The following is a 22776-nucleotide window of genomic DNA, read 5'->3' as shown; positions in this document are numbered from 1 at the left end:
CCACCGTGACGCAATCGATACGCTAGCCATCGCCGCAGCGTTCGTGGATCGGTGGATCCCGGCACGAGGCCGGGATGACGTTCTGGGGGGACTATCCGAATGCTCAAGCTCGTCCTGCGGCCACCCACGCTCGGCCACAGCCGCGTCCTCAAACCGCGCCGGTTCGATTGGGCGATCGCGCTTGCCTGGATGCTGCTGCTGTTCTTCGCGGTGATCCTCGCCGCCACCCTGCCCACCCTGCTCAAGCCGCTGGTGCCCAAGGGTAATGCGCGGATCCTCATCTCCGCGCTCGTTGCCGCCGCCTCGCTGCTGGCCTATTGGGCGCTCGTCCATTTCGGCGAGGGGCGGCCGGTGGACGAACTGGCGTGGCGGCCGGGCGGCGGGCTGGAGCTGGCGGCGGGGCTGACCGGCGGGCTGCTGCTGTTCTCGATCACCGCCGCGATCCTCGTCGCCCTCGGCCAGTACAGCCTCGTCTTCCACGCGCCGACCGGCTCGCCCGCCGCGTTCGACGTGTCCGTCCGCGCCGGCGTCATGGAGGAAATCCTGCTGCGCGCGGTGGTGCTGCGGCTGCTGTGGCGCGCGTTCGGCGGCTGGTGGGCGATCGGCCTGTCGGCCTTGCTGTTCGGCGCGCTCCACCTCGGCAATCCGCACGCGACGCTGTTCGCCGGCCTCGCCATCGCGGTCGAGGCCGGGGTGCTGCTCGGCGCGGTCTATGCGCTGACCGGGCGGCTGTGGGCGGCGATCGGCTTCCATGCCGCGTGGAACTTCACCCAAGGGTGGATCTTCGGCGCGCCGGTTTCGGGCGGGGAGCCGATCGGCGGGATCGGCACGATGGCGCTCACCCCCGGCGCGTCCGATCTGCTCTCGGGCGGCGGCTTCGGGCCGGAGGCGTCGCTGGTCGCGCTGATCGTCGCCGGACGCGCGGGGGCGGCGATCCTGTGGCGGGTGCGGGATACGCTTCAGGCGAAGCGATAGCCCGACACCGCCGTTTCCAGCAGCAGCTCGCCATAATCGTGACGGCCCGGCGCATCGGACGCGCCGGCCGCCACCATCAGCGGGATCAGATGCTCCTCGCGCGGGTGCGACAGGCGCCCGGCGGGGGCATCGGCCCAGCCCGCGAACAGCGCCGCGCGCTCCTCCGGCGCCGCCTCCGCCGCCGCCGTCAGCCAGGCATCGAAGGCGCGCGAGGGTTCGGTGAAGCGCGGATCGCGATAGCCGCGCATATTGTGGAAGCTCATGCCCGATCCCACGATCAGCACGCCCTCGTCGCGCAGCGGCGCCAGCGCGCGGCCGGCGGCGATGTGCAGCGCCGGATCGAGGCTCTTGTCGACCGACATGGCGACGACGGGAATGTCGGCATCGGGGAAGGCCACCTTCATCGGCACGAACACGCCATGATCCCAGCCATGCGCGGGATCGACCGCGCCGGGCAGCCCGGCCGCCGTGAGCAGCCCCGCCGCGCGCGCCGCCAGCGCCGGATCGCCCGGCGCGTCGTAGCGCAGTTCATAGGTGTGCTGGGGGAAGCCGTAATAATCGTAGATCAGCGCCGGCCGCTCGGCCCCGGTGAAGGCGAAGCCGCGCGTCTCCCAATGGCCGGTGACGACGAGGATCGCGCGCGGCCGCTCGGGCAGGCTGGCGGCGATGCCGGCGAGATAGGTTTCGAGACCCCGCCACAGACCGGCGGGATCGGGCATGAAGAAGCAGGGGCCGCCCCCATGGGGGATGAACAGGCTCGGCTGGCGAAGAGGTTTCTGGGTCATGGCGACAATCTAGGCATCGGGCGGCGGCACGGCAGGGGGCAAGGTCGCATCGATGCGTTGCTGTCCGGTCTCCGCCCGCCTTATCCCCGCCGCTTTTCGGCGCATGATTGCGATCGCCACACCCATCGGAGATCGACCCTGATCGCTCTGCTCCCGCTGCTCCTCGCCGCCGCCACACCGCCCGCCGCCGCGTCCGATCCCGGTTTCAGCAGCGACGACATCGTCGTCACCGCGCCGGGCAAGCCCTTCCGCGTCGCCGACGGCAAGCTGCGCGCGGCGCAGGCCGCCTTCGCCGAGAACCGCCCCGGCTTCGCCCCGCAAGCGCGGCTGTTGTGGCGGCTGCGCCCGATCGGCGCCAAGGACATGTCCACCTTCCGCCTGACCCTGATGGGGCCGCGCGGGGCCACCATCCCCGTCCCGCTCGACGCCGATCATCGCTTCGAGCTGCCCGCCATCCCCGCCGGCCGCTGGACCTTGGTGGGCAGCAGCGGCGGGGTACGGCTCGGCGCCGACATCCTCTCGCCGGGCACCGCCGAGGCCGATCGCCGGCTGGGCGACCTGCGCCTCGAATGTCGCGTGATCGTGGCGGTGGTGGATATCAATTTCCTGCTGCGCGGGATGTTCAACGCGGCCGGCGGCTGCGCGAGCAGCCGATTTCAGATGTTCCACCCGGCCAGCCACCCGATCGGCGAGGCGTTCGCGCTGTCCGGCCCGCGCCGCCTGCCGCTCGCCATCTCCCCCAAGCGCCGCGCCTACGAGATGCCGCTGGCGAACAAGACGCTGGATAACGACACGCGGGTGAAACTGACCTTCGCGGATTGAATATGCCGCGCGCAGCGCAATTTTGAGTCACGCGGAGACGCGGAGACGCAGAGAGAGAGAAGAAGAGAAAGCGCTCCTCTTTCTTCTCCGCGTCTCCGCGTGAACAAATCCTTCCTGAAGCCCCTTCGCGGCGCTTAAGGCACCAGCACCGTGTCCACCGCCTCGGGCAGCGTCTCGGGGAAATCGAGCGTATAGTGCAGCCCCCGGCTCTCCTGCCGGTGCAGCGCCGATTTCACGATCAGCCCGGCAACCTCGATCAGGTTCCGCAGCTCGATCAGATCGCTCGTGACGCGGTAATTGCCGTAATAATCCGCCACTTCCTTCCGCAGCAGATCGACCCGGTGGAGCGCGCGCTCCAGCCGCTTGGTGGTGCGGACGATGCCGACATAATCCCACATGAAACGGCGGATCTCGCGCCAATTGTGCTGGACGACGATATCCTCGTCCGAATCGGTGACGCGGCTCTCGTCCCACTCGCGGATCGCGGGCGGCTCGGGCAGGCTCTCCCAATTCGCCGCGATATGCCTGGCCGCCGCCTCGCCGAACACGAAACATTCGAGCAGCGAGTTGGAGGCGAGGCGGTTGGCGCCGTGCAGGCCCGATTGCGTCACCTCGCCCGCCGCATAGAGGCCGGGCAGGTCGGTGCGTCCGTCCAGATCGATCATCACCCCGCCGCAGGTATAGTGCATCGCCGGCACCACCGGGATCGGCTCCTTCGTGATGTCGATGCCGAGCGTCAGCAGCTTGGCGTGGATCGTGGGGAAATGGTGGATCACGAAATCGGCCGGCTGGTGGCTGATATCGAGATGGACGTAATCCAGGCCCAACCGCTTGATCTCATGATCGATCGCCCGCGCCACGATGTCGCGCGGGGCCAGTTCGGCGCGCGAGTCGAAATCGGGCATGAAGCGGTGGCCATTCGTCGGCAGCTTCAGATGCCCGCCCTCGCCGCGCATCGCCTCGGTGATCAGGAAGTTCTTCACCTCCAGATTGTAGAGGCAGGTCGGGTGGAACTGGTTGAATTCCATGTTGGAAATGCGGCAGCCCGCCCGCCACGCCATCGCGATGCCGTCGCCCGATGCCCCACGCGGCGCGGTCGAGAATTGATAGACCCGGCCCGCGCCGCCTGTCGCGAGGATCGTCGCCCGCGCGGTGAACAAAGCGACCTTCCCACTCGGCCGGTGCAGCGCATAGACGCCCCACACATGGCCATCGCCCGAATAGCGCACGCCATGCCGGCTGGTGACCAGATCGATCGCCGCCATATCGGTGACGAGGGTGATGTTGGGGTGCGCGGCCGCCGCCCGCTCCAGCGCCTGCTGCACCGCCCAGCCGGTCGCGTCGTCGACATGGACGATGCGGCGATGGCTGTGGCCGCCCTCGCGCGTCAGGTGCCAGCGTTCGGCCGCATCCTCACCGGGGTTGAAGGGCACGCCCAGCTCGGCCAGCCGCTCGATCGCCTTGGGGGCATTTTCGACGACGAATTCCACCGTGCGCCGGTCGTTCAGCCCCGCGCCGGCGACGATCGTATCCTCGATATGGCTGTCGAACGTGTCGCCCGGCTCCAGCACGGCGGCGATCCCCCCCTGCGCCCAGGCGGTCGATCCCTCGGAAAGCCCCCCCTTGGCCAGCACCACCACGCGGAATCGATCGGCCAGGTTGAGCGCCGCCGTCAGCCCTGCCGCGCCCGATCCGATGATGACGATGTCGTAGCGATGGTCGGCCATGGCGGCTCTGGTCTCTCCTGCCCGCCGGGATCAGCCCGCGAGCGGCCCCCGCGTGAGGTTCAGGAACACATCCTCCAGATCGGCCTCGCGGGTCGAGACGTCCACCAGCCCCAGCCCCGCGCCCTGCAACGCCGCCAGCACCTCGCCCGCGTTCACCTTGTCCTTGGAGTAAGTGATGACGAGGGTGCGCGGCCCCTTCAGCTCGATCTTTTCGAAGCAGGGCGCGTCGGGCGCCGTCTCCAGATCGCGATCCACGGTCACTTCCACCGCCTTTTCCTGCGCCATCGCGATCAGGCTGCGGGTCGGCTGGTTGGTGATGAGCTTGCCGTGGTTGATGATCGCGATGCGATCGCACAGCTCCTCGGCTTCCTCCAGATAATGGGTCGTCAGCACCACCGTCGTGCCCGCGTCGTTCAGTTCGCGGACATATTCCCACAGCTGCTGGCGCAATTGCACGTCCACGCCGGCGGTCGGCTCGTCCAGCACCAGCACGGGGGGCGAATGGACCATCGCCTTGGCCACCATCAGCCGCCGCTTCATGCCGCCGGAAAGCGTGCGGCTATAGGCGTCGGCCTTGTCCTCCAGATGCACCGCGCGCAGCAGGTCCATCGACCGCCATTTCGCCTTGGGCACGCCATAGAGGCCGTAATAGATGTCGAGCGTCTCCTTCGGCGTGAAGAAGGGGTCGAACAGGATTTCCTGCGGCACGATCCCGATCGACGCCTTGGCGTTGCGCCGGTCGGCATCGATGTCGAAGCCCCAGATGTCGACCGACCCCGCCGTCTTGGTGACCATGCCCGCCAGGATGTTGATGAGCGTCGACTTGCCCGCGCCGTTCGGCCCGAGCAGCCCGAAGATCTGCCCACGCGGCACATCGAAGCTCACATCGTCGAGCGCGCGCTTGCCCCCGGCGTAGGTCTTGGACAGCGATCGGATGGAAATGGCCGCCTGTGTCATGGTGCCGTCGCATAGGCGCCCCGGTCACGCCTACGCAAGCACGCGATTGCGCGCGAAATGCCGGCTTGCTAACGGATGCCGCCATGAGCAGCACCGCCCCCGAGACGATCCGCACCCCCAAGGCCCGCGTCGCGTGCGACGGGGCCAGCGACATTCCCGGCGGCGCCGCCCTAGGCCACCCCCGCGTCTTCCTCGAGATCGACGAGAAGGGCTATGTCGACTGCGGCTATTGCGACCGCCGCTTCGTGCTGGAAGGCGGCCCGGCAGACGGCGGCCACTAAAACCACCGTTCGTCCCGAGCGTAGTCGAGGGACGTGCCTCAAACGGTGCGCCCAGTCGCACGTCCCTCGACTACGCTCGGGACGAACGGATGTTGAGAGGATGGGCATAGCGGGATGACACCGCCCGCCGCGCACCCTACATCTCCCTTATGAGCTTCACCGATCCCCGCCGCTTCCTCTACCGCGACAGCCTCGATCCCGATGCCGCGCTGCGCCTCACCGCCGATGCGCTGAAGGGCTGCGACGACGGGGAACTCTACCTCCAATATATGGCGTCGGAGAGCTTCGGGTTCGATGACGGGCGGCTGAAAACCGCCGATTTCAATACGCAGGCGGGCTTCGGCCTGCGCGGCGTTTCGGGCGAGACGACCGGTTTCGCCCATGCCAACGAACTCTCCGAAGCGGCCATCCGCCGCGCCGCCGAGACGATGACCCTGCTCGATCCGGCGAAGGGCGCCAAGGCCCCGCCGCCGCGCCGCACCAATGCCGCGCTCTACACCGGCGACGATCCCCTCTCGGCCATCCCCTTCGCCCGCAAGGTGGCGCTCTGCCAGGAGATCGACGCCGCCGCCCGCGCGCGCGATCCCCGCGTCGTGCAGGCGACCGTCGGCCTGTCCGGATCGTGGAGCGTGATCGAGATCGTCCGGCCCGACGGCTTCACCGCCTTCGACGTGCGCCCGCTCGTCCGCCTCAACGTCAGCCTCGTCGTCGAGCAGAACGGGCGGCGCGAGACCGGTTTCTTCGGATTGGGCGGCCGCTACCTCTACGATCGCCTGTTCGATCCCGCGACGTGGAATCGCGCGATCGACGAGGCGCTGGCGCAGGGTCTCGTCAACCTCGAGGCGGTCGCCGCGCCCGCCGGTGAATTCACCGTCGTCTGCGGCCCCGGCTGGCCCGGCGTGCTGCTGCACGAGGCGGTCGGCCACGGGCTGGAGGGCGATTTCAACCGCAAGGGCTCCTCGGCCTTCTCCGGCCGCATCGGCGAGCGGGTTGCCGCGCCCGGCGTGACCGTGGTGGACGACGGCTCCATCGCCGACCGGCGCGGATCGCTGACGATCGACGACGAGGGCACGCCGACCCAGTCCACCACGCTGATCGAGGACGGCATCCTCAAGGGCTATATCCAGGATCGCCTCAACGCGCGCCTGATGGGCGTCGCCCCCACCGGCAACGGCCGCCGCGAGAGCTTCGCCCACGCCCCCATGCCGCGCATGACCAACACCTTCATGCATGGCGGCAAGGACGATCCGGCCGAAATTCTTAGTCGCGTGAAGAAGGGCATCTACGCCAAGAGCTTCGGCGGCGGCCAGGTGGACATCACCAGCGGCAAGTTCGTCTTCTCCTGCACCGAGGCGTACCGGATCGAGAACGGCAAGCTCGGCGCCCCGATCAAGGGCGCCACCCTGATCGGTGACGGCCCGACCGTGCTGACCAAGGTGACCGCGATCGGCAACGATCTTGCGCTCGACGAGGGCGTCGGCATCTGCGGCAAGGGCGGGCAATCGGTGCCGGCGGGCGTCGGCCAGCCGACCCTGATGATCGACGGCCTGACGGTGGGTGGCACGGCGGCGGCGTAAGTGCTGACGCCGCCCCGAAACACCCGGTGCTCCGGCGCAGGCCGGAGCCCAGAGCCCCAAGCGCTGCGCTCGAATAACCCTGGGCTCCGGCCTGCGCCGGAGCACGGCGCCTTTTCGGGGCAACGGGCGCGATGACCCCAATCACCCTCGCCCTCGGCGGCGGCGCGGCGCTCGGCTGGGCGCATATCGGGGTCATCCGCACCCTTCAGGACGCGTATATCCCGATCGGCGCGGTGGCCGGTACGTCGATGGGCGCGATCGTCGGCGCCTGCCTCGCCGCCGAACGGCTCGATCATCTCGAGGAAATCGCCCGCACCGCCAACCGCCGCACCGTGCTCGGCTTCCTCGATCCCGCGCTCAACCGCCATGGGCTGATCGGCGGGCGGCGGGTGGTGCGCGAGATGATCGACCATATCGGGCCGGAGACCCTGCTGGAGAACCTCTCGATCCCCGCCGCGATGGTCGCCGCCGATCTGATGACCGGGGAAGAGGTGCGGCTGACCCATGGCCCGCTGATCCCCGCCGTGCGCGCCTCGATCGCGGTGCCCTCGCTCTTCACGCCGGTGAAGGTGGACGGGCGCTGGCTGATCGACGGCGGCATGGTCGCCAACGTGCCCGTCGCCGCCGCGCGCGCGATCGGCGGGGCGGCGACGCTCGTGGCGGTCGATCTGTTCGCCGATTATGCCGGCCATGCCGCCGCCGCCATGCCCGATGGCCGGCCCCGCAACGCGCTCAAGACCGGGCGCGCCGGCTTCCTCATGCTGATGCGCGCGCAGGGAATGCTCACGGTGCGGTTAAATCCGCCGGACGCGCTGATCACGCCCGCGATCGGCCATATCTCGACCGGCGCCTTCCTCTCGGCCGAGGAACTGATCGAGGCCGGCCGCGTTGCCGCCCAGGCGGCACTGCCCATGATCCGTGCAGCTATCACTGCCCAAAAAAGCGGCAATCCGTCATCATTGCTTAATCACTGAGCGAAACGATTCCGCCTCCGGAATCACATTCCTGATCCTTCCCAGCGACTTATCCGAATGGCACGCATTTTGCGATGCAACATCGGGCGCATAAGAGCAGGGAGGCGAAATGAAACTCGTCATTGCCATCATCAAGCCCTTCAAGCTGGACGAGGTGCGTGAAGCCCTCTCCGCTCTGGGGGTTCAGGGCATGACCGTTACCGAGGTGAAGGGGTTCGGCCGCCAGAAGGGGCAGACCGAAATCTATCGCGGTGCGGAATACAGCACGAACATGGTGCCGAAGATCAAGGTGGAGGTGGCGACGTCCGCCGAACTCGCACCGCGCGTCGTCGAGGCGATCCAGCAGTCGGCGAACACCGGCGCGATCGGCGACGGCAAGATCTTCGTCGTGGATCTGGGCCAGGTGGTCCGCATCCGCACCGGCGAAACCGACGAAACGGCTCTCTGAGCGAAGGGGGAACCATGAAGCTTTCTACCAAGATCGCGACAGGGATCGGGGCGTTCGGCGCCTCCGCCCTCGTCGCCTCGCCGGCCTGGGCGGCTGCCGCCGCCGCGGCCGCGCCCGTTCCGAACAAGGGCGATACCGCCTGGATGATGGTCTCGACCGTGCTGGTCCTGGCGATGATCCTGCCGGGCCTGGCCCTGTTCTACGGCGGCCTCGTCCGCACCAAGAACATGCTGTCGGTGATGACGCAGATCGGCGCCGCCGCCGCCTTCGCCATGCTGATCTGGGTGATCTACGGCTATACGATGGCGTTCGGCCCGGATGCGTCCGATGGCCTGAAGCCATACATCTCGAGCTTCGGCAAGGCGTTCCTCGCCGGCATCACCGCCGATTCCACCGCCGCCACCTTCACCGATGGCGTCGTCATCCCCGAATATGTGTTCGTCTGCTTCCAGATGACCTTCGCCGCGATCACCGTGGCGCTGGTGCTGGGTTCGGTCGTCGAGCGCATCAAATTCTCGGCGGTGATGGTCTTCGCGCTGATCTGGCTCACGATCGTCTATTTCCCCGTCGCGCACATGGTGTGGGCGGCCGGCGGCCTCTTCTTCGAAATGGGCGCGCTGGATTTCGCGGGCGGCACCGTGGTGCACATCAACGCCGGCGTCTCGGCGCTGGTGGCCTGCATCATCCTGGGCAAGCGCATCGGCTATCCGAACGAACTGATGGCGCCGCACTCGCTGACGCTCACGATGGTCGGCACCGGCCTGCTGTGGGTGGGCTGGTTCGGCTTCAACGCCGGCTCGGCGCTGGAAGCCAATGGCTCGGCCGGCCTCGCCATGATCAACACCTTCGTCGCGACCGCCTCGGCCGGCCTCTTCTGGATGCTGTGCGAGAAGGTCATGGGCCACAAGGGTTCGGCGCTGGGCTATTGCTCGGGCATCATCGCCGGTCTCGTCGCGGTGACGCCGGCGGCCGGCAATTCCGGTCCGTTCGGCGCGATCGTGCTGGGCGCCGTCGCCTCGATCATCTGCTTCTTCGCGGTCACCAAGATCAAGCCGATGCTCGGCTATGACGACTCGCTGGACGCCTTCGGCATCCACGGCGTCGGCGGCATCGTCGGCGCGATCGGCACCGGCATCGTCTACGCCCCGTCGCTGGGCGGGCCGGGCGGCGCCGATTTCGCGATCGGTCCGCAGCTGGTGACCCAGGTTCTGGCGGTCGGCGCCACGATCATCTGGGCCGCGATCGGCACGACCATCGCGATCTTCGCCGCCAAGGCCCTGACCGGCCTGCGTGTCAGCCGCGAAGTGGAGACCGACGGTCTCGACATCGGCGAGCACGGCGAGCGCGCCTACAACCTCTGATCCGATTGGGGCGGCGGCCCACAGAAGGCCGCCGCCCCTCACAGGGTTCCTCCTGCGAACGACTGGGCCGGCGACTCACCTCGCCGGCCCTTTTTTGTGGATTGAACGCAATGTGCTCCGGCGCAGGCCGGAGCCCAGGGTTACAGGGCGCGGCGCGTGGAGCTCTGGCTCCTGCCTGCGCAGGAGCACGGGATCTACTTAGCCGATATGCCCGCGGATCGGCCCGAGATCGTAGCCGGCCCCCGCCGCTTTCTCCGCCAGGTCGGCGCCGCTGTCGCCCATCGTGGAGCGCGCCAGTGCCCACAGCAGGGTCGATCGCGTGCCCGATCGGCAGAAGGCCAGCACCGGCCCCTCGGCCTCGCCCAGCACCTGCGCCATCGCGGCAACGGACGCTTCGGAGAAGCCGCCATGGCCGATCGGGATGGCATGATAATCCAGCCCCGCCGCCTCGGCCGCCTCGCGGATCGTGCCGCCTTCGGGCTGGCCGGCCTCCTCGCCATCGGGGCGGTTGTTCACGAGCGTGGTGAAGCCCTGCGCCTTCGCCTCGGCGACATCCGCCGGCAGCAGCTGGCCATAGACCGAGATGGCGTCATCGAGGCGGCGGAACATGCTTGTCTCTCCTGATGGGGTGCGGCGTCCTTAGCCGGAAGTGGATCGTCATTGCGAGCGCAGCGAAGCAATCCAGTTCCGCCGGTTGCATCGGTCGAGAGGCTGGATTGCTTCGCTGCGCTCGCAATGACGATTAAGCCTCAAAAACTCCGGATCGCTTCCAGAAACGGCTGGCCATACGCGGCCAGCTTGCGTTCCCCCACACCCCCCAGCCGGCCCAGTTCCGCCAGGGTGCGCGGTTTCGCCGCCGCCATGTCGCGCAAGGTGGCGTCGTGGAAGATCACATAGGGCGGCACGCCCTGATCCTTCGCCAGCACCCGTCGCACCGCGCGCAGCGCCTCGAACAAGGGATCGTGCGGCCATTCCTGCGTGGCCCCCCGCTCGCGCCGCGCCTTCCGCTCGCGTTTGGGCGGCACCACCAGGGGCACCGTCGCCTCGCCCTTCAGGATCGCGCGCGCCGCTGGACCGAAGGACAGCCCACCATGCTCGTCCGCGCGCAGCGCATCGCGCGCCAGCAGCGCCCGCGCCACCGGCTTCACCAGCGCCTGCTCGCCCGCGTCGGCGATGCCGAACACCGAGAGCGTGTGGTGCCCGAGCGTCCGCACCTTCTCATTGTCGTTGCCCGCCAGCACGTCGGCGAGATGGCCCACGCCATAGCGCATCTCGGTGCGGAAGGCCGCCGACAGCAGCTTCTGCGCCACGACGGTCGCGTCCACCGTTGCCGGCGGGCTCAGACAATTGTCGCAATTGCCGCAGCGTTCGGCGGGATGCTCGCCGAAATGGCGCAGCAGGATCGCGCGGCGGCATTCCGCCGTCTCGACCAGCGCCGCCAGCGCGTTGAGCCGCTGCCGCTCGCCCGGCCGCCGCGCCTCCTCCATCTCGGTATCGATCCGCCGCCGCGCGCGGGCGAAATCGTCGGCGCCCCAGAACATCAGCGCCAGCGCCGGATCACCATCGCGCCCCGCGCGCCCCGTTTCCTGATAATAGGCCTCGATCGATCGCGGCAGGCCGGCATGGGCCACGAAGCGCACGTCGGGCTTGTCGATCCCCATGCCGAAGGCGATCGTCGCCACCATCACCATATCCTCGCTCGCGACGAATGCCTTCTGATTGGCGGCGCGCACGGCGGGATCGAGCCCGGCATGATAGGCCCGCGTCGGCCGGCCGCCGGCCCCGAGACTCGCCGCCAGCCGCTCGGTCTCGGCGCGGCTCTGCGCGTAGACGATGCCTGCGCCCGGCGTCTCCGCCACGAAGGCGGCGAGCTGTTTCGGCAGGCCATCCCTCGGCGCGATCGAATAACGGATATTGGGCCGATCGAACCCCGCCAGGATCAAGCCCTCGTCGGGAATACCCAGCTGGCGCAGGATGTCGCCGCGCGTCTGCGAATCCGCCGTCGCCGTCAGCGCCAGCCGGGGGACATCGGGAAACGCGTCGAGCAGCCCTTTGAGCAGGCGATAATCGGGCCGGAAATCATGCCCCCATTCGGACACGCAATGCGCCTCGTCGATCGCGATCAGGCTCAGCGGCACCGCCGCCAGCATCCGGCGGAACCCGTCGCTGTTGACCCGTTCGGGCGCGGCATAGAGCAGGTCCAGTTCTCCGCTACGGAAGCGGCGGATGGTCTCTTCGCGATCGCTGTCCGCAGAAGTCAGCGTCGCCGCGCGGATGCCCGCCGCCTCGGCCGATCGCACCTGATCGTGCATCAGCGCGATCAGCGGCGAGATCACCAGCCCGGTCCCCTCGCGGCAGAGCGCCGGAATCTGATAGGTCAGCGACTTGCCCGCGCCGGTGGGCATCACGGCCAAGGTATGCTCGCCCGCCATCACCCGCCCGATCACGTCGGGCTGGCGCCCCCGGAAGCTGTGGTAGCCGAAGGTCGAGCGGAGGGTATCGAGCGGATCGCGCATGGCCCGCGCGTCATGCCCTCAACGGAGCTGAAAGCGAACCTTCTTGGTGCCGAAATCGACGATGACGCGACGGAAGGAGCGCAGCACGTCCATTCCCAGCAACATCGCCGGCCGCCCGATCAGCCCGAACTGGCGGAACGTCTCGACATCGGCGAAGGCCGCCGGCGCGCTGACGACGGTCACGCCGCCCAGCCGGATCGTCGGGAGCTGCGACGCCTGCGCCTCCAGCACGTTGCCGACCACGTCGAGCAGCATCACCGTCTTGACCGGCTGGCGCCGCAACCGCCGCTCCAGCCGGTTCTTCAACGCCATATTGCCGAGCGAGCCGGACGCGCCGGTATCCAGCACCACATAGATCGGCTCGCCATCGATATCGGCATCGACCAGCACCAGCTCGCCATAGCGCCGCCGCGCGACGACGACGATCTCCTCGCCCGAGGTGGAGGCCGGGCGGGAGGCGCCCTTGCGGATGGTCATCCGGTCGGCGATCAGGTCCATCTCGACCTGGCGGTTGGCCAGCACGTCGATGCCCAGCATCCCCGCCGCGCCGATATTCGCCTCGTCCAGCAGGGGCGCCACCACCGGCCCGGCGATGAGCTTGCCCAGCCCCAGTTCGTCGATCCGCACCACCTCGACCTCGCGCACGCCACCGGTGCTGACCAGCCGCCGCTTGCCCGATGCCGTCAGACCGAGCTCCGCCGCGAGCCGGCGCGAGATTACGCTGCGCGTCGCCCCGGTATCGACGATGAAGCGATAGGGCCCCTTGCCGTTGACCGTGACCTGCGTCGTCATCCGCAGATCGACCGATTGCAGCACCAGCGCCAGATCGGCCGGATCGAGCCCCTCGGCGGTGTCGGGCGAGGCGACGGGCGTTTCGACGGGTGGCGGTGTCGTGGGGGTTGGAGGGGGGACGACAGCCGCCGTGGCCGCCTGCGCCAGCAGTGCGGCGATGATCGCGATCATCCTCTCCGGGCTTGTCATTGGCCGACACCCCTCCGGCGCCGACCCTACGCCCGTTCGCGCACTTCCCCCAGCGCCTTCTGCGAACGACCGTGCGGGGTCGACGGACGGCGGGAAAGCCTCCCACACCGTTCTCTGAGTAGCCCCTTCGACTGCCTGCCAAGGCAGGCGCTCAGGACAGGTATTGAGCTCGTCGAAATGGCGTATCGAAGGACGGGGCGAGGCTGCACCTATCCTTCGACACGTGCCTTCGACTGCGCTCAGTCCCTACTCAGGACGAACGGAGAAAGGAGACGCCCCCTACTCCGCCGCTTCCTCCAGCACCTCGCGCTCGGTCTGCTGGCGGTTCCACATTTCCGCATACAACCCGTCCGCCTCCAGCAGCGCGGCGTGGCTGCCACGCTCGGCCACCCGGCCGCCGTCCAGCACGACGATCTCGTCGGCGTCGACGATCGTGGAGAGGCGGTGGGCGATGACGATGGTGGTGCGGCGTTCGGAGACGGCCGAGAGCGTCGCCTGAATCTCCGCCTCGGTGCGGCTGTCGAGCGCGCTGGTGGCTTCGTCGAGGATCAGGATCGGCGGATTCTTGAGCAGGGTGCGGGCGATCGCGACCCGCTGCTTCTCGCCGCCGGACAGTTTCAGGCCCCGCTCGCCGACGCGGGTTTCATAACCGTCGGGCAGCGACAGGATGAAATCGTGGATCGCGGCGCCTTGCGCGGCGGCCTGAATCTCGGCCTGGCTCGCGCCCTCCCGGCCATAGCCGATATTGTAGCCGATCGTGTCGTTGAACAGCACCGTATCCTGCGGGACGATGCCGATCGCGTGGCGCAGCGAGGCCTGCGTGACGCCGGCAATATCCTGCCCGTCGACCAGCAGGCGCCCGCCGGTGACGTCGTAGAAGCGGAACAGCAACCGCGCGAGCGTGGACTTGCCCGCGCCCGATGGCCCCACCACCGCCAGCGTCCTGCCCGCCGGCACGCTGATGTCGATCCCGCGCAAAATCTGCCGCTCGGGATCATAGGCGAAGCGCACCGCCTCGAACCGGACCGCGCCGCCCTCCACCCGCAGCGGCAGGGCGCCGGGCGCGTCGGTCACCTCGGCGGGGGTGTCGGTCAGGTCGAACATCGCGCCCATGTCGATCAGCCCCTGCCGGATCGTGCGATAGACCATGCCGAGCAGGTCGAGCGGCCGGAACAGCTGCGACAGCAGGGTCGAGACGAACACCACGTCGCCCGGCGTGAAGCGCCCCTGCCCCCAGCCATGCGCCACCAGCGCCATGCCGAACGCCATCATCACGCCGGTGATGAGCGCCTGGCCGATGTTGAGCCACGCCAGCGACGTCTCGTTCTTCACCGCCGCCGCCGCATAGACCCGCACCGCGCGATCGTAGCGTCTGGCCTCGCGCTCCTCCGCGCCGAAATATTTGACCGTCTCGAAATTGAGCAGCGAATCCACCGCATGGGCGACCGCGCCGGTGTCGAGATCGTTCATCTTCGCCCGCAGCGCGTTGCGCCAGTCGGTCACGATCCGCGTGAAGACGATATAGGCCGCGACCATCGCCACCGTCGCCGCGACCAGCCAGCCGCCGAAGCGGGTCGCGAAGATGCCCAGCACCAGCACCAGTTCCAGGATGGTCGGCGCGATGTTGAAGAGGAGGAAATAGAGCATCGTATCGATGCTCTTGGTGCCGCGCTCGATCACCTTGGTGACGGCGCCGGTGCGCCGCTCGAGATGGAAGCGCAGCGACAGGCCGTGGAGGTGGCGGAAGACGTTGGCCGCCAGCCGGTGGGTCGCATCCTGCCCGACCCGCTCGAACACGGCGTTGCGCAGATTGTCGAACAGCGTCGTCGAGAAGCGCGCGGCGGCATAGCCGATCACGATCGCCACGACATACCAGGCGGCCGAGCGATCGCCCGCCGACATGGCGTCCACCGCCGCCTTCATCGCATAGCTGACGGCATAGACCTGGATCAGCTTGGACAGCAGCACGAAGCCCATCGCGCCGGTGATGCGCGCCTTCAGCCTCGGCTGATCCGCCGGCCACAGATAAGGCAGGAAGCGGCGCATCGTGGGCAGCATCGGCGGCTCGGCACGCCGGTCGCTGGTCACGGAAGTATCGGGAGGCATCGCCCCTAGATAGGCGCGTCGCAAAGATTCGCCACCATCACGGTTCGCCGATGGAACGGCTCGCTTGGTCGTCGGTTCTATCGTCGGTGCTGGTCGGGAGGGCCGAAATGGAACCGCTCATCTACGTCATGGCGATCCTGGGATGCGGCGACGCGGGCGATACCTGCACGGCCGTGCGCACCCTGCCCACCACTTATGCCACCGCCGAACGCTGCGCCGCCGCGAGCGATGCCGCGCTGCGCGACAGCGTGGACGTGGATTATCCGGTCGTCACCGTGGAATGCCGCCGCCAGCCCGCGACCCGGCTGGCCGTCGCCTCGCGCTAAAATCCGGATTGTCACCCCGGCCGTGTGCCGGGGTCCACCTGACCCCAATCGCACTGACATGAAGGCAATGCTGCGCCCGGCTGCACCGTGGACCCCGGAACAAGTCCGGGGTGACGGCTTAAGATTGGCAACCCACACGCGCCCATCAAACATCGATATTGAACCTTTTTCGTTTCGCGCGTTAACCAATCGGGCATGTTGCATTGCCGTGAAGGGAGCCTGCGTTGCGAAGCATCCTCGGTCTGATCCTCGGCGCGCTGATCGCGGGCGCCATCATCTACCTCACCGTGTGGACCGGCCAGTCGCACCTGTCGCAGCCGGTGGCGGATTTCGGCGTATCGGCCAACGAGGCGGCGAGCGATCCGCTGGCGATGATCCCGTTCCGCATCAAGCTGCTGCTGTGCCTCGGCTTCTTCGCCGGCGCCTTCATCGGCGCGCTGGTCGCCGATTTCGTCTCCGGGCGCGGCTTCATCGGCTGGATCATTGCCGGGCTGGTGGTCCTGTTCGCCCTGCTGTTCGGCGTGAAGATCCCGCATCCGACCTGGATGGCGGTGCTGTGCGTCGGGCTGCCGCTGCTGGGCGGCTACGTCGCCCGCAAGATCAGCAACGCCCCTCTGTAAACCCAACGAAAAAGGCCGGCGGCTCCTTCGAGCGCGCCGGCCTTTTCGTATCCCGATGCCCTGAACCTTACTGGTTCATGGAATCGAAGAAATCCTCGTTGGTCTTCGAATCCTTCATCTTGTCGAGCAGGAATTCCATCGCGTCGATGGTGCCCATCTGCATCAGGATGCGGCGCAGCACCCACATCTTGGAGAGCTTGGCCTTGTCGACCAGCAGCTCTTCCTTGCGGGTGCCGGACTTGCCGACGTCCATCGCCGGGAAGATGCGCTTGTCGGCCACCTTGCGGTCGAGGATGATTTCCGAGTTACCGGTGCCCTTGAACTCCTCGAAGATCACCTCGTCCATGCGGCTGCCGGTATCGATCAGCGCGGTGGCGATGATCGAGAGCGAGCCGCCTTCCTCGATGTTGCGCGCCGCGCCGAAGAAGCGCTTCGGGCGCTGGAGGGCGTTGGCGTCGACACCACCGGTCAGCACCTTGCCCGAGGAGGGGACGACGGTGTTGTAGGCGCGGCCGAGGCGGGTGATCGAATCGAGCAGGATCACCACGTCCTTCTTGTGCTCGACGAGGCGCTTGGCCTTTTCGATGACCATTTCGGCGACCTGGACGTGGCGCTGCGCGGGCTCGTCGAAGGTGGAGGAGACGACCTCGCCCTTCACGGAACGCTGCATGTCGGTCACTTCCTCGGGCCGCTCGTCGATCAGCAGCACGATCAGGAACACTTCGGGGTGATTGTCGGTGATCGCCCGCGCCATATTCTGGAGCAGCACCGTCTTGCCGACGCGGGGCGGCGCCACGATCAGCGATCGCTGGCCCTTGCCCTGCGGCGCGATGATGTCGATCACGCGCGAGGACTTGTCCTTGATCGTCGGATCATGGTTGTCGAGCGTCAGCTTCTGTTCGGGATAGAGCGGCGTCAGATTGTCGAAATTGACGCGGTGGCGCACCACGCTCGGATCGTCGAAATTGATCGAGCTGATCCGCACGAGCGAGAAATAGCGTTCGCCATCCTTGGGATCGCGGATCTCGCCCTCGACCGTGTCGCCCGTCCGCAGGCCGAATTTCCGCACCTGATTGGGGCTGACGTAGATGTCGTCCGGCCCGGCGAGGTAATTGGCCTGGGGGGACCGCAGGAAGCCGAAGCCGTCGGGCAGCACCTCGATCGTGCCCTCGCCCATGATCTGGTCGCCGTTTTCGGCCTGCACCTTCAGGATCGCGAACATCAGATCCTGCTTGCGCAGGGTCGACGCGCTCTCGACGCCCAGCTCCTCGGCCATCGCGACCAGGTCGGCGGGGGTCTTCTTCTTCAGGTCTTTCAGATGCATTCGGGCGTTCCTGGGCGGGGGATTTGATCGACAGCCGTGGCGTTTTAGGCCGGTCGTGATGAGGCTGGATGATGGGCCGGGCCGCGCGAACGGCGGTGGTCTTGGCCCCGAGCTAGGGTGCGGGAGGGGTCAAGTCAACCCGCTGTGGTCATTCCCCATGCCCGTTCATCCCTAGCGAAGTCGAGGGCCTTTCCCGACCGAGCGAAGCCGAGGGCGGGTCGCCCGGCCATCCGCATCTCGGCTTCGCTCGATGCTGGCGATCCCTCGACTGCGCTCGGGATGAACGGCTTAGGTGAGTTGGACGGGCTTAGAACGGTTTCACGATCACCAGAATGACGATGATGACCGCCGCCACGCCCGGAATCTCGTTCATCATCCGAAGCGTCCGGTCGCTTTCCGGGCGATAGCCCGTCGCCAGCTTCTTGCCGTAGCTTACCGCCCAGCCGTGGAAGCCCGACAGCAGGAACACCACCAGCAGCTTGGCGTGCAGCCACCCCAGGCCGGCCGCGCCCGAGAACAGCCCGATATTGGCCGCCAGGATCAGCCCGAACACCCACACCAGCACCATCGAGGGGGTGAGGATGATGTTGCGCAGCCGCCGCTCGCGATCGATCCACTGGCGGTCCTCGGCCGAGCCCGGCGTTACCGGCTGGTGGTAGATGTAGAAACGCGGCAGCATGAACAGCCCCGCCATCCAGAAGATGACGAAGGTGATGTGCGCCGCCTTGACCCACAGATAGGTCACGCCGAGAAACCCTTCCATTCCAAGCCCTCAGCCCCGCTTGCGGACCCGCGCCAGAGCGCGCTCGACATGCGCGATCGGCGTGTCGGGGACGATCCCGTGCCCCAGATTGAACACATGCGGCCGCGCAGGGAAAGCCCCCAGGATGCGATCGACCGCTCGATCCAGCGCATCCCCGCCCGCGACCAGCGCGAGCGGATCGAGATTGCCCTGCACCGGGAGCCCATCCGGCAACGCGCCGTCGGCCCAGACCGGATCGACCGTCTCGTCCAGCCCGACAGCGTCGACCCGCGTTTCGCGCGCATAGGCGGGCAGCTTGGCGCCCGCGCCCTTGGGGAAACCGATGATCGGCGTATCGGGATGGCGCGCGCGCAGCCGATCGACGATCGCCACCGTCGGCGCGATCACCCACCGTTCGAATTCGGCGGGCGCCAGGCTGCCCGACCAGCTGTCGAACAGCTGCACCGCATGGACGCCCGCCTCGATCTGGCCCGAGAGATACTCGACCGTGGCGGCCACGATCGCGTCGATGATCGCCTGGAAGCGCGCCGGATCGCCATAGGCCAGCCGCCGCGCCGGCCCCTGCTCCTTCGATCCCTGCCCCGCCACCATATAGGTCGCGACCGTCCAGGGGGAGCCGGCGAAGCCCAGCAGGGTCGTCTCGGCCGGCAGCGCCGCCGCCACCCGCCGCACCGTGCCATAGACCGGATCGAGCCGGTCCATCGCCGGCACGAACGACGCCAGATCCACGTCGGCGAGCTTGGGCGCGAGACGCGGGCCCTCGCCCACTTCGAACCACAGATCCTGCCCCAGCGCATAGGGGATGACGAGAATGTCGGAGAAGAGGATCGCGCCGTCGAAGCCGAAGCGGCGGATCGGCTGGAGCGTCACCTCGGCGGCGGCCGCGCTATCCTCGACCAGCGCCAGGAACCCGCCCTTTTCGGCGCGCAGCTCGCGATATTCGGGCAGATAGCGCCCGGCCTGCCGCATGAACCACACCGGCGGGGTCACCCGAACCTCTCCCCGCAACGTCGCGAGCAAGGGACGGTCGGGGGTCTCGATACCGCTCGGCAAGGGCGTTCCTTCTACTCTTAGAGTCTAGAATCTTAGATGATTGATGGAGTCAGTAGGGCGGCGGGAGCCGGGGTTTATTCGGCTCGGGCGAACTTGCCAACAACTTGACTCGGGGAGGGCCCACGCATCCCCGCCGAGTCCCGCGCGCTTCCCCCATAATCCACAGGCTGGGGAAAAAGCCGGTCGGCTGTGGATGCATGCGCGGATGGCGCGCGCATCATGGGAATGAATCGCTCGGCTTCCGCTCGGGGATCGCTTGCGCTACCGATTCGCCGATGCTTTTCCACAGACTTGTCCGGGAGGGTTGATGCGCCTTCACCTCCATCTCCTGTCGGATTCGACCGGCGAGACGCTCGAGGCCATCGCCAAGGCGGGCCTCGCCCAGTTCGAGCATGTCGAGCCGATCAAACATTATTGGCCGATGGTCCGTTCCGAAGGCCATCTGGAGCGGGTGCTGAAGGAGATCGCGCAGCGGCCCGGCCTCATCATCTACACGCTCGTCAATTCGGATGTGCGCCGCAAGCTGGAGGCGAGCTGCGGCCAGGCGGGCATCCCCTGCGTCTCGGCGCTCGATCCGGTGATCGGCGCGCTCTCGCGGATGCTGGGGCAGGAGGCGCAGGTGAAGCCCGGCCGCCAGCATATCCTCGACGCGGCCTATTTCGCGCGGGTTGACGCGATCCAGTTCACCATCGCCCATGACGATGGCGTCGCGGCCGAGGATTGGGAGGAGGCCGACGTGGTGCTGGCGGGCGTGTCGCGCTCGTCCAAGACGCCGACGAGCATCTATCTCGCCAACCGCGGCTACAAGACGGCGAACATTCCGCTGGTGATCGAATCCCCGCCGCCGGCCTCGCTCTACACGCTCAAGAATCCGCTGGTGGTGGGGCTGACGACCAGCCCCGATCGCCTCATCCAGATCCGCCGCAACCGGCTTCTGTCGCTCAACCAGATGCCCGAGACGGCGTACGTGGATCAGGATGCGGTAGCGGCCGAACTGGCTTTCGCGCGGCGGATCTTCGCCGATCGCGGCTGGCCGGTGATCGACGTCACCCGCCGCTCGATCGAGGAGACGGCGGCGGCGATCATCAAGCTCATTTCCGAGCACAAGCCCCAGCCGGCCGAAAATTGATGCTGATCCTCGCGTCCCAATCGGCATCGCGCCGGGCGATGCTGACGGCGGCCGGCGTGCCGCACGAAGCGAAGGTCGCGGGGGTCGACGAGGCGGCCGTCAAGGCGTCGCTGCTGGCCGACGGGCTCGACGCGCGCGCGCTGGCCGATGCGCTGGCCGAGCTGAAGGCGCTGCGCCTGTCGCTGCGTTTCCCCGAGGCGCTGGTGCTGGGCTGCGATTCCACCGTCGCCGCGCCCGATGGCGCCTTGCTCGACAAGGCCGAGAGCTGGGAGGAGGCGCGGAGCCAGCTTCAGGGGCTGCGCGGCGGCACGCATCGCCTGTGGAGTGCGGCGGTGGTGTGCCGGGCGGGTGCGCCGATCTGGCGCCATGTCGATGGCGCCAAACTGACGATGCGGCCCTTCTCCGATGCGTTTCTTGAGTCCTATCTCGACGCCGAATGGCCCGCGATCGGCGGCTGTGTCGGCGGCTATCGGTTGGAGGGGCTCGGCGCGCAGCTGTTCGCCAAGATCGAGGGCAGCCATTTCACTATCCTCGGCCTGCCGCTGCTGCCTTTGCTCGACTGGCTTCGTATCCAAGGTGTAATCGTAACGTGACCCGACTTTATGCCGAGGTGATCGGCGATCCGATCGCCCACAGCAAATCCCCGCTGATCCACAATTTCTGGCTGGCCGAAGCCGGGATCGACGCCGATTACCGCCGCTGCCACGTCACGCCCGACGAGCTACCCGCTTATATCGAAGCGCGCCGCGCCGATCCCGGCTGGCGCGGCTGCAACGTGACCATCCCCCACAAGCGCGCGGTGCTGGGGCTGCTCGACGCGGTCGATCCGCTCGCGGCGCGGATCGGCGCGGTCAATACGATCGTGCGCGGCGCGGACGGGCGGCTGACCGGCCACAATACCGACGCGGCGGGCTTCATGGAGGCGCTCCAGCCCGATCTCGCCAGGCCCTCGCTGCTCAAAATGGCGCGGCTGATCGGCACCGGCGGCGCCGCGCGGGCGATCGCCCATGCGCTGAAGGACGCGGGCTTCCTCGTCGTCATTCTCGGCCGCGATCTCGACAAGGCGCGCGCCCTGCTGGCCGAGATCGGCGAGAGCGACGAGACGCTCGCCGCCCCGCTCGGCACCTTAGCCACCCCCAGCGATTTCGTGTGGGACGATCGCGGTGGCGTGCTCGATCTGGTGGTCAACGCCACCTCGCTCGGCATGACCGGCTATCCGCCGCTGCCGCTCGATCCGACGCACCTGCCGCCCGGCGCGATCGTCTATGACGTGGTCTACGCCCCGCTCGAAACGGAATTGCTCGCCACCGCGCGCGCCGGCGGCCACCGCACGATCGATGGCCTGTCGATGCTGGTGGGGCAGGCCGCAGAAGCCTTCGCGCTCTTCTTCGGCACGCCGGCGCCGCGCGGTCGCGACCCCGAATTGCGCGCCCTGCTGAAGGCATGACGATCCGCATCGGCCTCACCGGATCGATCGGCATGGGCAAATCGACCATCGCCGCGATGTTCCGGCGGCTGGGCGTGCCGGTGTTCGATTCCGATGCCGAGGTCCATGCGCTGCAAGGCCCCGGCGGCGCGCTGGTCGGCGCGATCGAGCGGCTGTTTCCGGGCACCACCGGCCCCAACGGTGTCGATCGCGCGGCGCTGGGCCGGGCGGTGCTGGGCGATCGCGCCGCGCTGCGCCGGCTGGAACGGCTGATCCACCCCGCCGTCCGCCGCCGCCGCGCGCTCTTCCTGCGCCGCCACGCCGCCCGGCCGATGGTGGTGCTCGACATCCCCCTGCTGTTCGAGCGGACCGGCTGGCGGCAGGTCGATTCGATCCTCGTCGTCTCCGCCCCAGCCTGGATGCAGCGCCGCCGCGTGCTGGCGAGACCGGGCATGACCGGCGGCCGACTCGCCCGCATCCGCGCGCTGCAAGTACGCGATTCGGTGAAGCGCGCCCGCGCCGACGCGGTGATCGATACCGCGCGGCCGAAAAGCGCCAGTTTCGCGATCATCCGCCGCATGGTCACTTGCATGCGGGGCGGCTGAGTCCGATAGTCGCCAAACTG

General features: G+C 68.1%; 23 protein-coding genes. 13 read left to right on the top strand and 10 right to left on the bottom strand.

Annotated features, from left to right (window positions below; all coding sequences use genetic code 11):
• Positions 1-99: 99 nt before the first annotated feature.
• The gene (locus PQ455_RS17065; protein ID WP_273687428.1) at positions 100-975 is read left to right on the top strand and encodes a CPBP family intramembrane glutamic endopeptidase; all 876 of its coding nucleotides are present in this window, start codon (positions 100-102) and stop codon (positions 973-975) included.
• Here the strand turns inward: PQ455_RS17065 and PQ455_RS17060 are convergent.
• Positions 960-1760: a DODA-type extradiol aromatic ring-opening family dioxygenase gene (locus PQ455_RS17060; RefSeq protein WP_273687426.1), complete on the bottom strand. Its 801-nt coding sequence runs from the start codon at positions 1758-1760 to the stop codon at positions 960-962. The two genes, PQ455_RS17065 and PQ455_RS17060, sit on opposite strands and share 16 nt — an antisense overlap.
• A 57-nt stretch (positions 1761-1817) precedes the next feature.
• Between PQ455_RS17060 and PQ455_RS17055 the strand changes: the two genes are divergently transcribed.
• Positions 1818-2582 carry a hypothetical protein gene (locus PQ455_RS17055; protein WP_273687424.1) on the top strand — a complete coding sequence of 255 codons (765 nt, stop codon included), beginning with the start codon at positions 1818-1820 and terminating at the stop codon, positions 2580-2582.
• Between the two features lie 134 nt (positions 2583-2716).
• Here PQ455_RS17055 and nadB read toward each other — a convergent pair whose 3' ends face one another.
• Complete coding sequence (gene nadB, locus PQ455_RS17050) at positions 2717-4309, bottom strand: L-aspartate oxidase (RefSeq protein WP_273687423.1); 1593 nt, start codon at positions 4307-4309, stop codon at positions 2717-2719.
• A gap of 30 nt (positions 4310-4339) precedes the next feature.
• The gene (locus PQ455_RS17045) at positions 4340-5266 is read right to left on the bottom strand and encodes an ABC transporter ATP-binding protein (protein WP_273687422.1); all 927 of its coding nucleotides are present in this window, start codon (positions 5264-5266) and stop codon (positions 4340-4342) included.
• A gap of 83 nt (positions 5267-5349) precedes the next feature.
• Between PQ455_RS17045 and PQ455_RS17040 the strand changes: the two genes are divergently transcribed.
• From PQ455_RS17040 to PQ455_RS17020, 5 genes are all read left to right on the top strand, one after another.
• Positions 5350-5547: a zinc-finger domain-containing protein gene (locus PQ455_RS17040; RefSeq protein WP_273687421.1), complete on the top strand. Its 198-nt coding sequence runs from the start codon at positions 5350-5352 to the stop codon at positions 5545-5547.
• A gap of 149 nt (positions 5548-5696) precedes the next feature.
• Positions 5697-7124 (top strand): metalloprotease TldD, encoded by a 1428-nt coding sequence (tldD, locus tag PQ455_RS17035; protein ID WP_273687420.1) that lies wholly within the window; start codon positions 5697-5699, stop codon positions 7122-7124.
• A 131-nt stretch (positions 7125-7255) separates the two neighbouring features.
• Positions 7256-8098 carry a patatin-like phospholipase family protein gene (locus tag PQ455_RS17030; protein ID WP_273687419.1) on the top strand — a complete coding sequence of 281 codons (843 nt, stop codon included), beginning with the start codon at positions 7256-7258 and terminating at the stop codon, positions 8096-8098.
• A gap of 109 nt (positions 8099-8207) precedes the next feature.
• The gene (locus tag PQ455_RS17025; RefSeq protein ID WP_273687418.1) at positions 8208-8546 is read left to right on the top strand and encodes a P-II family nitrogen regulator; all 339 of its coding nucleotides are present in this window, start codon (positions 8208-8210) and stop codon (positions 8544-8546) included.
• Between the two features lie 14 nt (positions 8547-8560).
• Positions 8561-9907 (top strand): ammonium transporter, encoded by a 1347-nt coding sequence (locus PQ455_RS17020; RefSeq protein WP_273687417.1) that lies wholly within the window; start codon positions 8561-8563, stop codon positions 9905-9907.
• Positions 9908-10105: 198 nt separating this feature from the next.
• Here the strand turns inward: PQ455_RS17020 and PQ455_RS17015 are convergent, their stop codons facing one another.
• The 4 genes from PQ455_RS17015 to PQ455_RS17000 all read right to left on the bottom strand — a co-directional run bounded on the left by PQ455_RS17015 (position 10106) and on the right by PQ455_RS17000 (position 15510).
• Positions 10106-10516 (bottom strand): protein tyrosine phosphatase family protein, encoded by a 411-nt coding sequence (locus tag PQ455_RS17015; protein WP_273687415.1) that lies wholly within the window; start codon positions 10514-10516, stop codon positions 10106-10108.
• Between the two features lie 140 nt (positions 10517-10656).
• Positions 10657-12423: a DNA helicase RecQ gene (recQ, locus tag PQ455_RS17010; protein WP_273687413.1), complete on the bottom strand. Its 1767-nt coding sequence runs from the start codon at positions 12421-12423 to the stop codon at positions 10657-10659.
• A gap of 18 nt (positions 12424-12441) precedes the next feature.
• Entirely contained in the window at positions 12442-13404 is a 963-nt protein-coding gene (locus PQ455_RS17005; RefSeq protein WP_273687412.1) for an aspartyl protease family protein, read from the bottom strand.
• 279 nt (positions 13405-13683) lie between these two features.
• Positions 13684-15510, bottom strand: a complete 1827-nt coding sequence (locus PQ455_RS17000; RefSeq protein WP_273687410.1) for an ABCB family ABC transporter ATP-binding protein/permease — start codon at positions 15508-15510, stop codon at positions 13684-13686.
• A gap of 107 nt (positions 15511-15617) precedes the next feature.
• On the opposite strand from PQ455_RS17000, the gene PQ455_RS16995 reads away from it, so the two are divergent.
• Entirely contained in the window at positions 15618-15836 is a 219-nt protein-coding gene (locus PQ455_RS16995) for a hypothetical protein (RefSeq protein ID WP_273687407.1), read from the top strand.
• Between the two features lie 224 nt (positions 15837-16060).
• Entirely contained in the window at positions 16061-16456 is a 396-nt protein-coding gene (locus PQ455_RS16990; RefSeq protein ID WP_273687406.1) for a hypothetical protein, read from the top strand.
• A 67-nt stretch (positions 16457-16523) separates the two neighbouring features.
• On the opposite strand, the gene rho is transcribed toward PQ455_RS16990, so the two are convergent.
• From rho to hemE, 3 genes are all read right to left on the bottom strand, one after another.
• Positions 16524-17780 carry a transcription termination factor Rho gene (gene rho, locus PQ455_RS16985; protein WP_273687405.1) on the bottom strand — a complete coding sequence of 419 codons (1257 nt, stop codon included), beginning with the start codon at positions 17778-17780 and terminating at the stop codon, positions 16524-16526.
• Between the two features lie 307 nt (positions 17781-18087).
• A complete protein-coding gene (locus tag PQ455_RS16980) occupies positions 18088-18543 on the bottom strand; it encodes a CopD family protein (protein ID WP_273687403.1) in 456 nt (151 codons plus the stop codon).
• Between the two features lie 9 nt (positions 18544-18552).
• Positions 18553-19596 carry a uroporphyrinogen decarboxylase gene (gene hemE / locus PQ455_RS16975; protein ID WP_420542797.1) on the bottom strand — a complete coding sequence of 348 codons (1044 nt, stop codon included), beginning with the start codon at positions 19594-19596 and terminating at the stop codon, positions 18553-18555.
• A gap of 304 nt (positions 19597-19900) precedes the next feature.
• On the opposite strand from hemE, the gene PQ455_RS16970 reads away from it, so the two are divergent.
• From PQ455_RS16970 to coaE, 4 genes are read left to right on the top strand one after another with little or no spacing between them, the layout of a single operon-like run.
• Positions 19901-20725 carry a pyruvate, water dikinase regulatory protein gene (locus PQ455_RS16970; RefSeq protein WP_273687401.1) on the top strand — a complete coding sequence of 275 codons (825 nt, stop codon included), beginning with the start codon at positions 19901-19903 and terminating at the stop codon, positions 20723-20725.
• Positions 20725-21318 (top strand): Maf family protein, encoded by a 594-nt coding sequence (locus PQ455_RS16965; protein ID WP_273687399.1) that lies wholly within the window; start codon positions 20725-20727, stop codon positions 21316-21318. The genes PQ455_RS16970 and PQ455_RS16965 overlap by 1 nt, the downstream gene beginning before the upstream one ends.
• Entirely contained in the window at positions 21315-22172 is an 858-nt protein-coding gene (aroE, locus tag PQ455_RS16960; RefSeq protein WP_273687397.1) for a shikimate dehydrogenase, read from the top strand. Before PQ455_RS16965 ends, aroE begins: the two co-directional genes overlap by 4 nt.
• A complete protein-coding gene (coaE, locus tag PQ455_RS16955) occupies positions 22169-22756 on the top strand; it encodes a dephospho-CoA kinase (RefSeq protein WP_273687395.1) in 588 nt (195 codons plus the stop codon). The genes aroE and coaE overlap by 4 nt, the downstream gene beginning before the upstream one ends.
• Positions 22757-22776 lie beyond the last annotated feature (20 nt).

This window comes from Sphingomonas naphthae, assembly GCF_028607085.1.
Lineage (GTDB): Bacteria > Pseudomonadota > Alphaproteobacteria > Sphingomonadales > Sphingomonadaceae > Sphingomonas_Q > Sphingomonas_Q naphthae.
This window is presented reverse-complemented; position numbering and strand designations above follow the sequence as displayed.

What these genes read in the sequence shown, in the direction of transcription:
- PQ455_RS17040 (WP_273687421.1), top strand. Translation starts at nt 5,350, where the DNA reads ATGAGCAGCACCGCCCCCGAGACGATCCGCACCCCCAAGGCCCGCGTC.
- rho (WP_273687405.1), bottom strand. Translation starts at nt 17,780, where the DNA reads ATGCATCTGAAAGACCTGAAGAAGAAGACCCCCGCCGACCTGGTCGCG.
- coaE (WP_273687395.1), top strand. Translation starts at nt 22,169, where the DNA reads ATGACGATCCGCATCGGCCTCACCGGATCGATCGGCATGGGCAAATCG.
- PQ455_RS17000 (WP_273687410.1), bottom strand. Translation starts at nt 15,510, where the DNA reads ATGCCTCCCGATACTTCCGTGACCAGCGACCGGCGTGCCGAGCCGCCG.
- nadB (WP_273687423.1), bottom strand. Translation starts at nt 4,309, where the DNA reads ATGGCCGACCATCGCTACGACATCGTCATCATCGGATCGGGCGCGGCA.
- PQ455_RS17025 (WP_273687418.1), top strand. Translation starts at nt 8,208, where the DNA reads ATGAAACTCGTCATTGCCATCATCAAGCCCTTCAAGCTGGACGAGGTG.
- PQ455_RS17030 (WP_273687419.1), top strand. Translation starts at nt 7,256, where the DNA reads ATGACCCCAATCACCCTCGCCCTCGGCGGCGGCGCGGCGCTCGGCTGG.
- PQ455_RS17020 (WP_273687417.1), top strand. Translation starts at nt 8,561, where the DNA reads ATGAAGCTTTCTACCAAGATCGCGACAGGGATCGGGGCGTTCGGCGCC.
- PQ455_RS17060 (WP_273687426.1), bottom strand. Translation starts at nt 1,760, where the DNA reads ATGACCCAGAAACCTCTTCGCCAGCCGAGCCTGTTCATCCCCCATGGG.
- PQ455_RS17045 (WP_273687422.1), bottom strand. Translation starts at nt 5,266, where the DNA reads ATGACACAGGCGGCCATTTCCATCCGATCGCTGTCCAAGACCTACGCC.
- PQ455_RS17005 (WP_273687412.1), bottom strand. Translation starts at nt 13,404, where the DNA reads ATGACAAGCCCGGAGAGGATGATCGCGATCATCGCCGCACTGCTGGCG.
- recQ (WP_273687413.1), bottom strand. Translation starts at nt 12,423, where the DNA reads ATGCGCGATCCGCTCGATACCCTCCGCTCGACCTTCGGCTACCACAGC.
- PQ455_RS17015 (WP_273687415.1), bottom strand. Translation starts at nt 10,516, where the DNA reads ATGTTCCGCCGCCTCGATGACGCCATCTCGGTCTATGGCCAGCTGCTG.
- tldD (WP_273687420.1), top strand. Translation starts at nt 5,697, where the DNA reads ATGAGCTTCACCGATCCCCGCCGCTTCCTCTACCGCGACAGCCTCGAT.
- PQ455_RS16965 (WP_273687399.1), top strand. Translation starts at nt 20,725, where the DNA reads ATGCTGATCCTCGCGTCCCAATCGGCATCGCGCCGGGCGATGCTGACG.
- PQ455_RS16980 (WP_273687403.1), bottom strand. Translation starts at nt 18,543, where the DNA reads ATGGAAGGGTTTCTCGGCGTGACCTATCTGTGGGTCAAGGCGGCGCAC.
- PQ455_RS16995 (WP_273687407.1), top strand. Translation starts at nt 15,618, where the DNA reads ATGGAACCGCTCATCTACGTCATGGCGATCCTGGGATGCGGCGACGCG.
- PQ455_RS17065 (WP_273687428.1), top strand. Translation starts at nt 100, where the DNA reads ATGCTCAAGCTCGTCCTGCGGCCACCCACGCTCGGCCACAGCCGCGTC.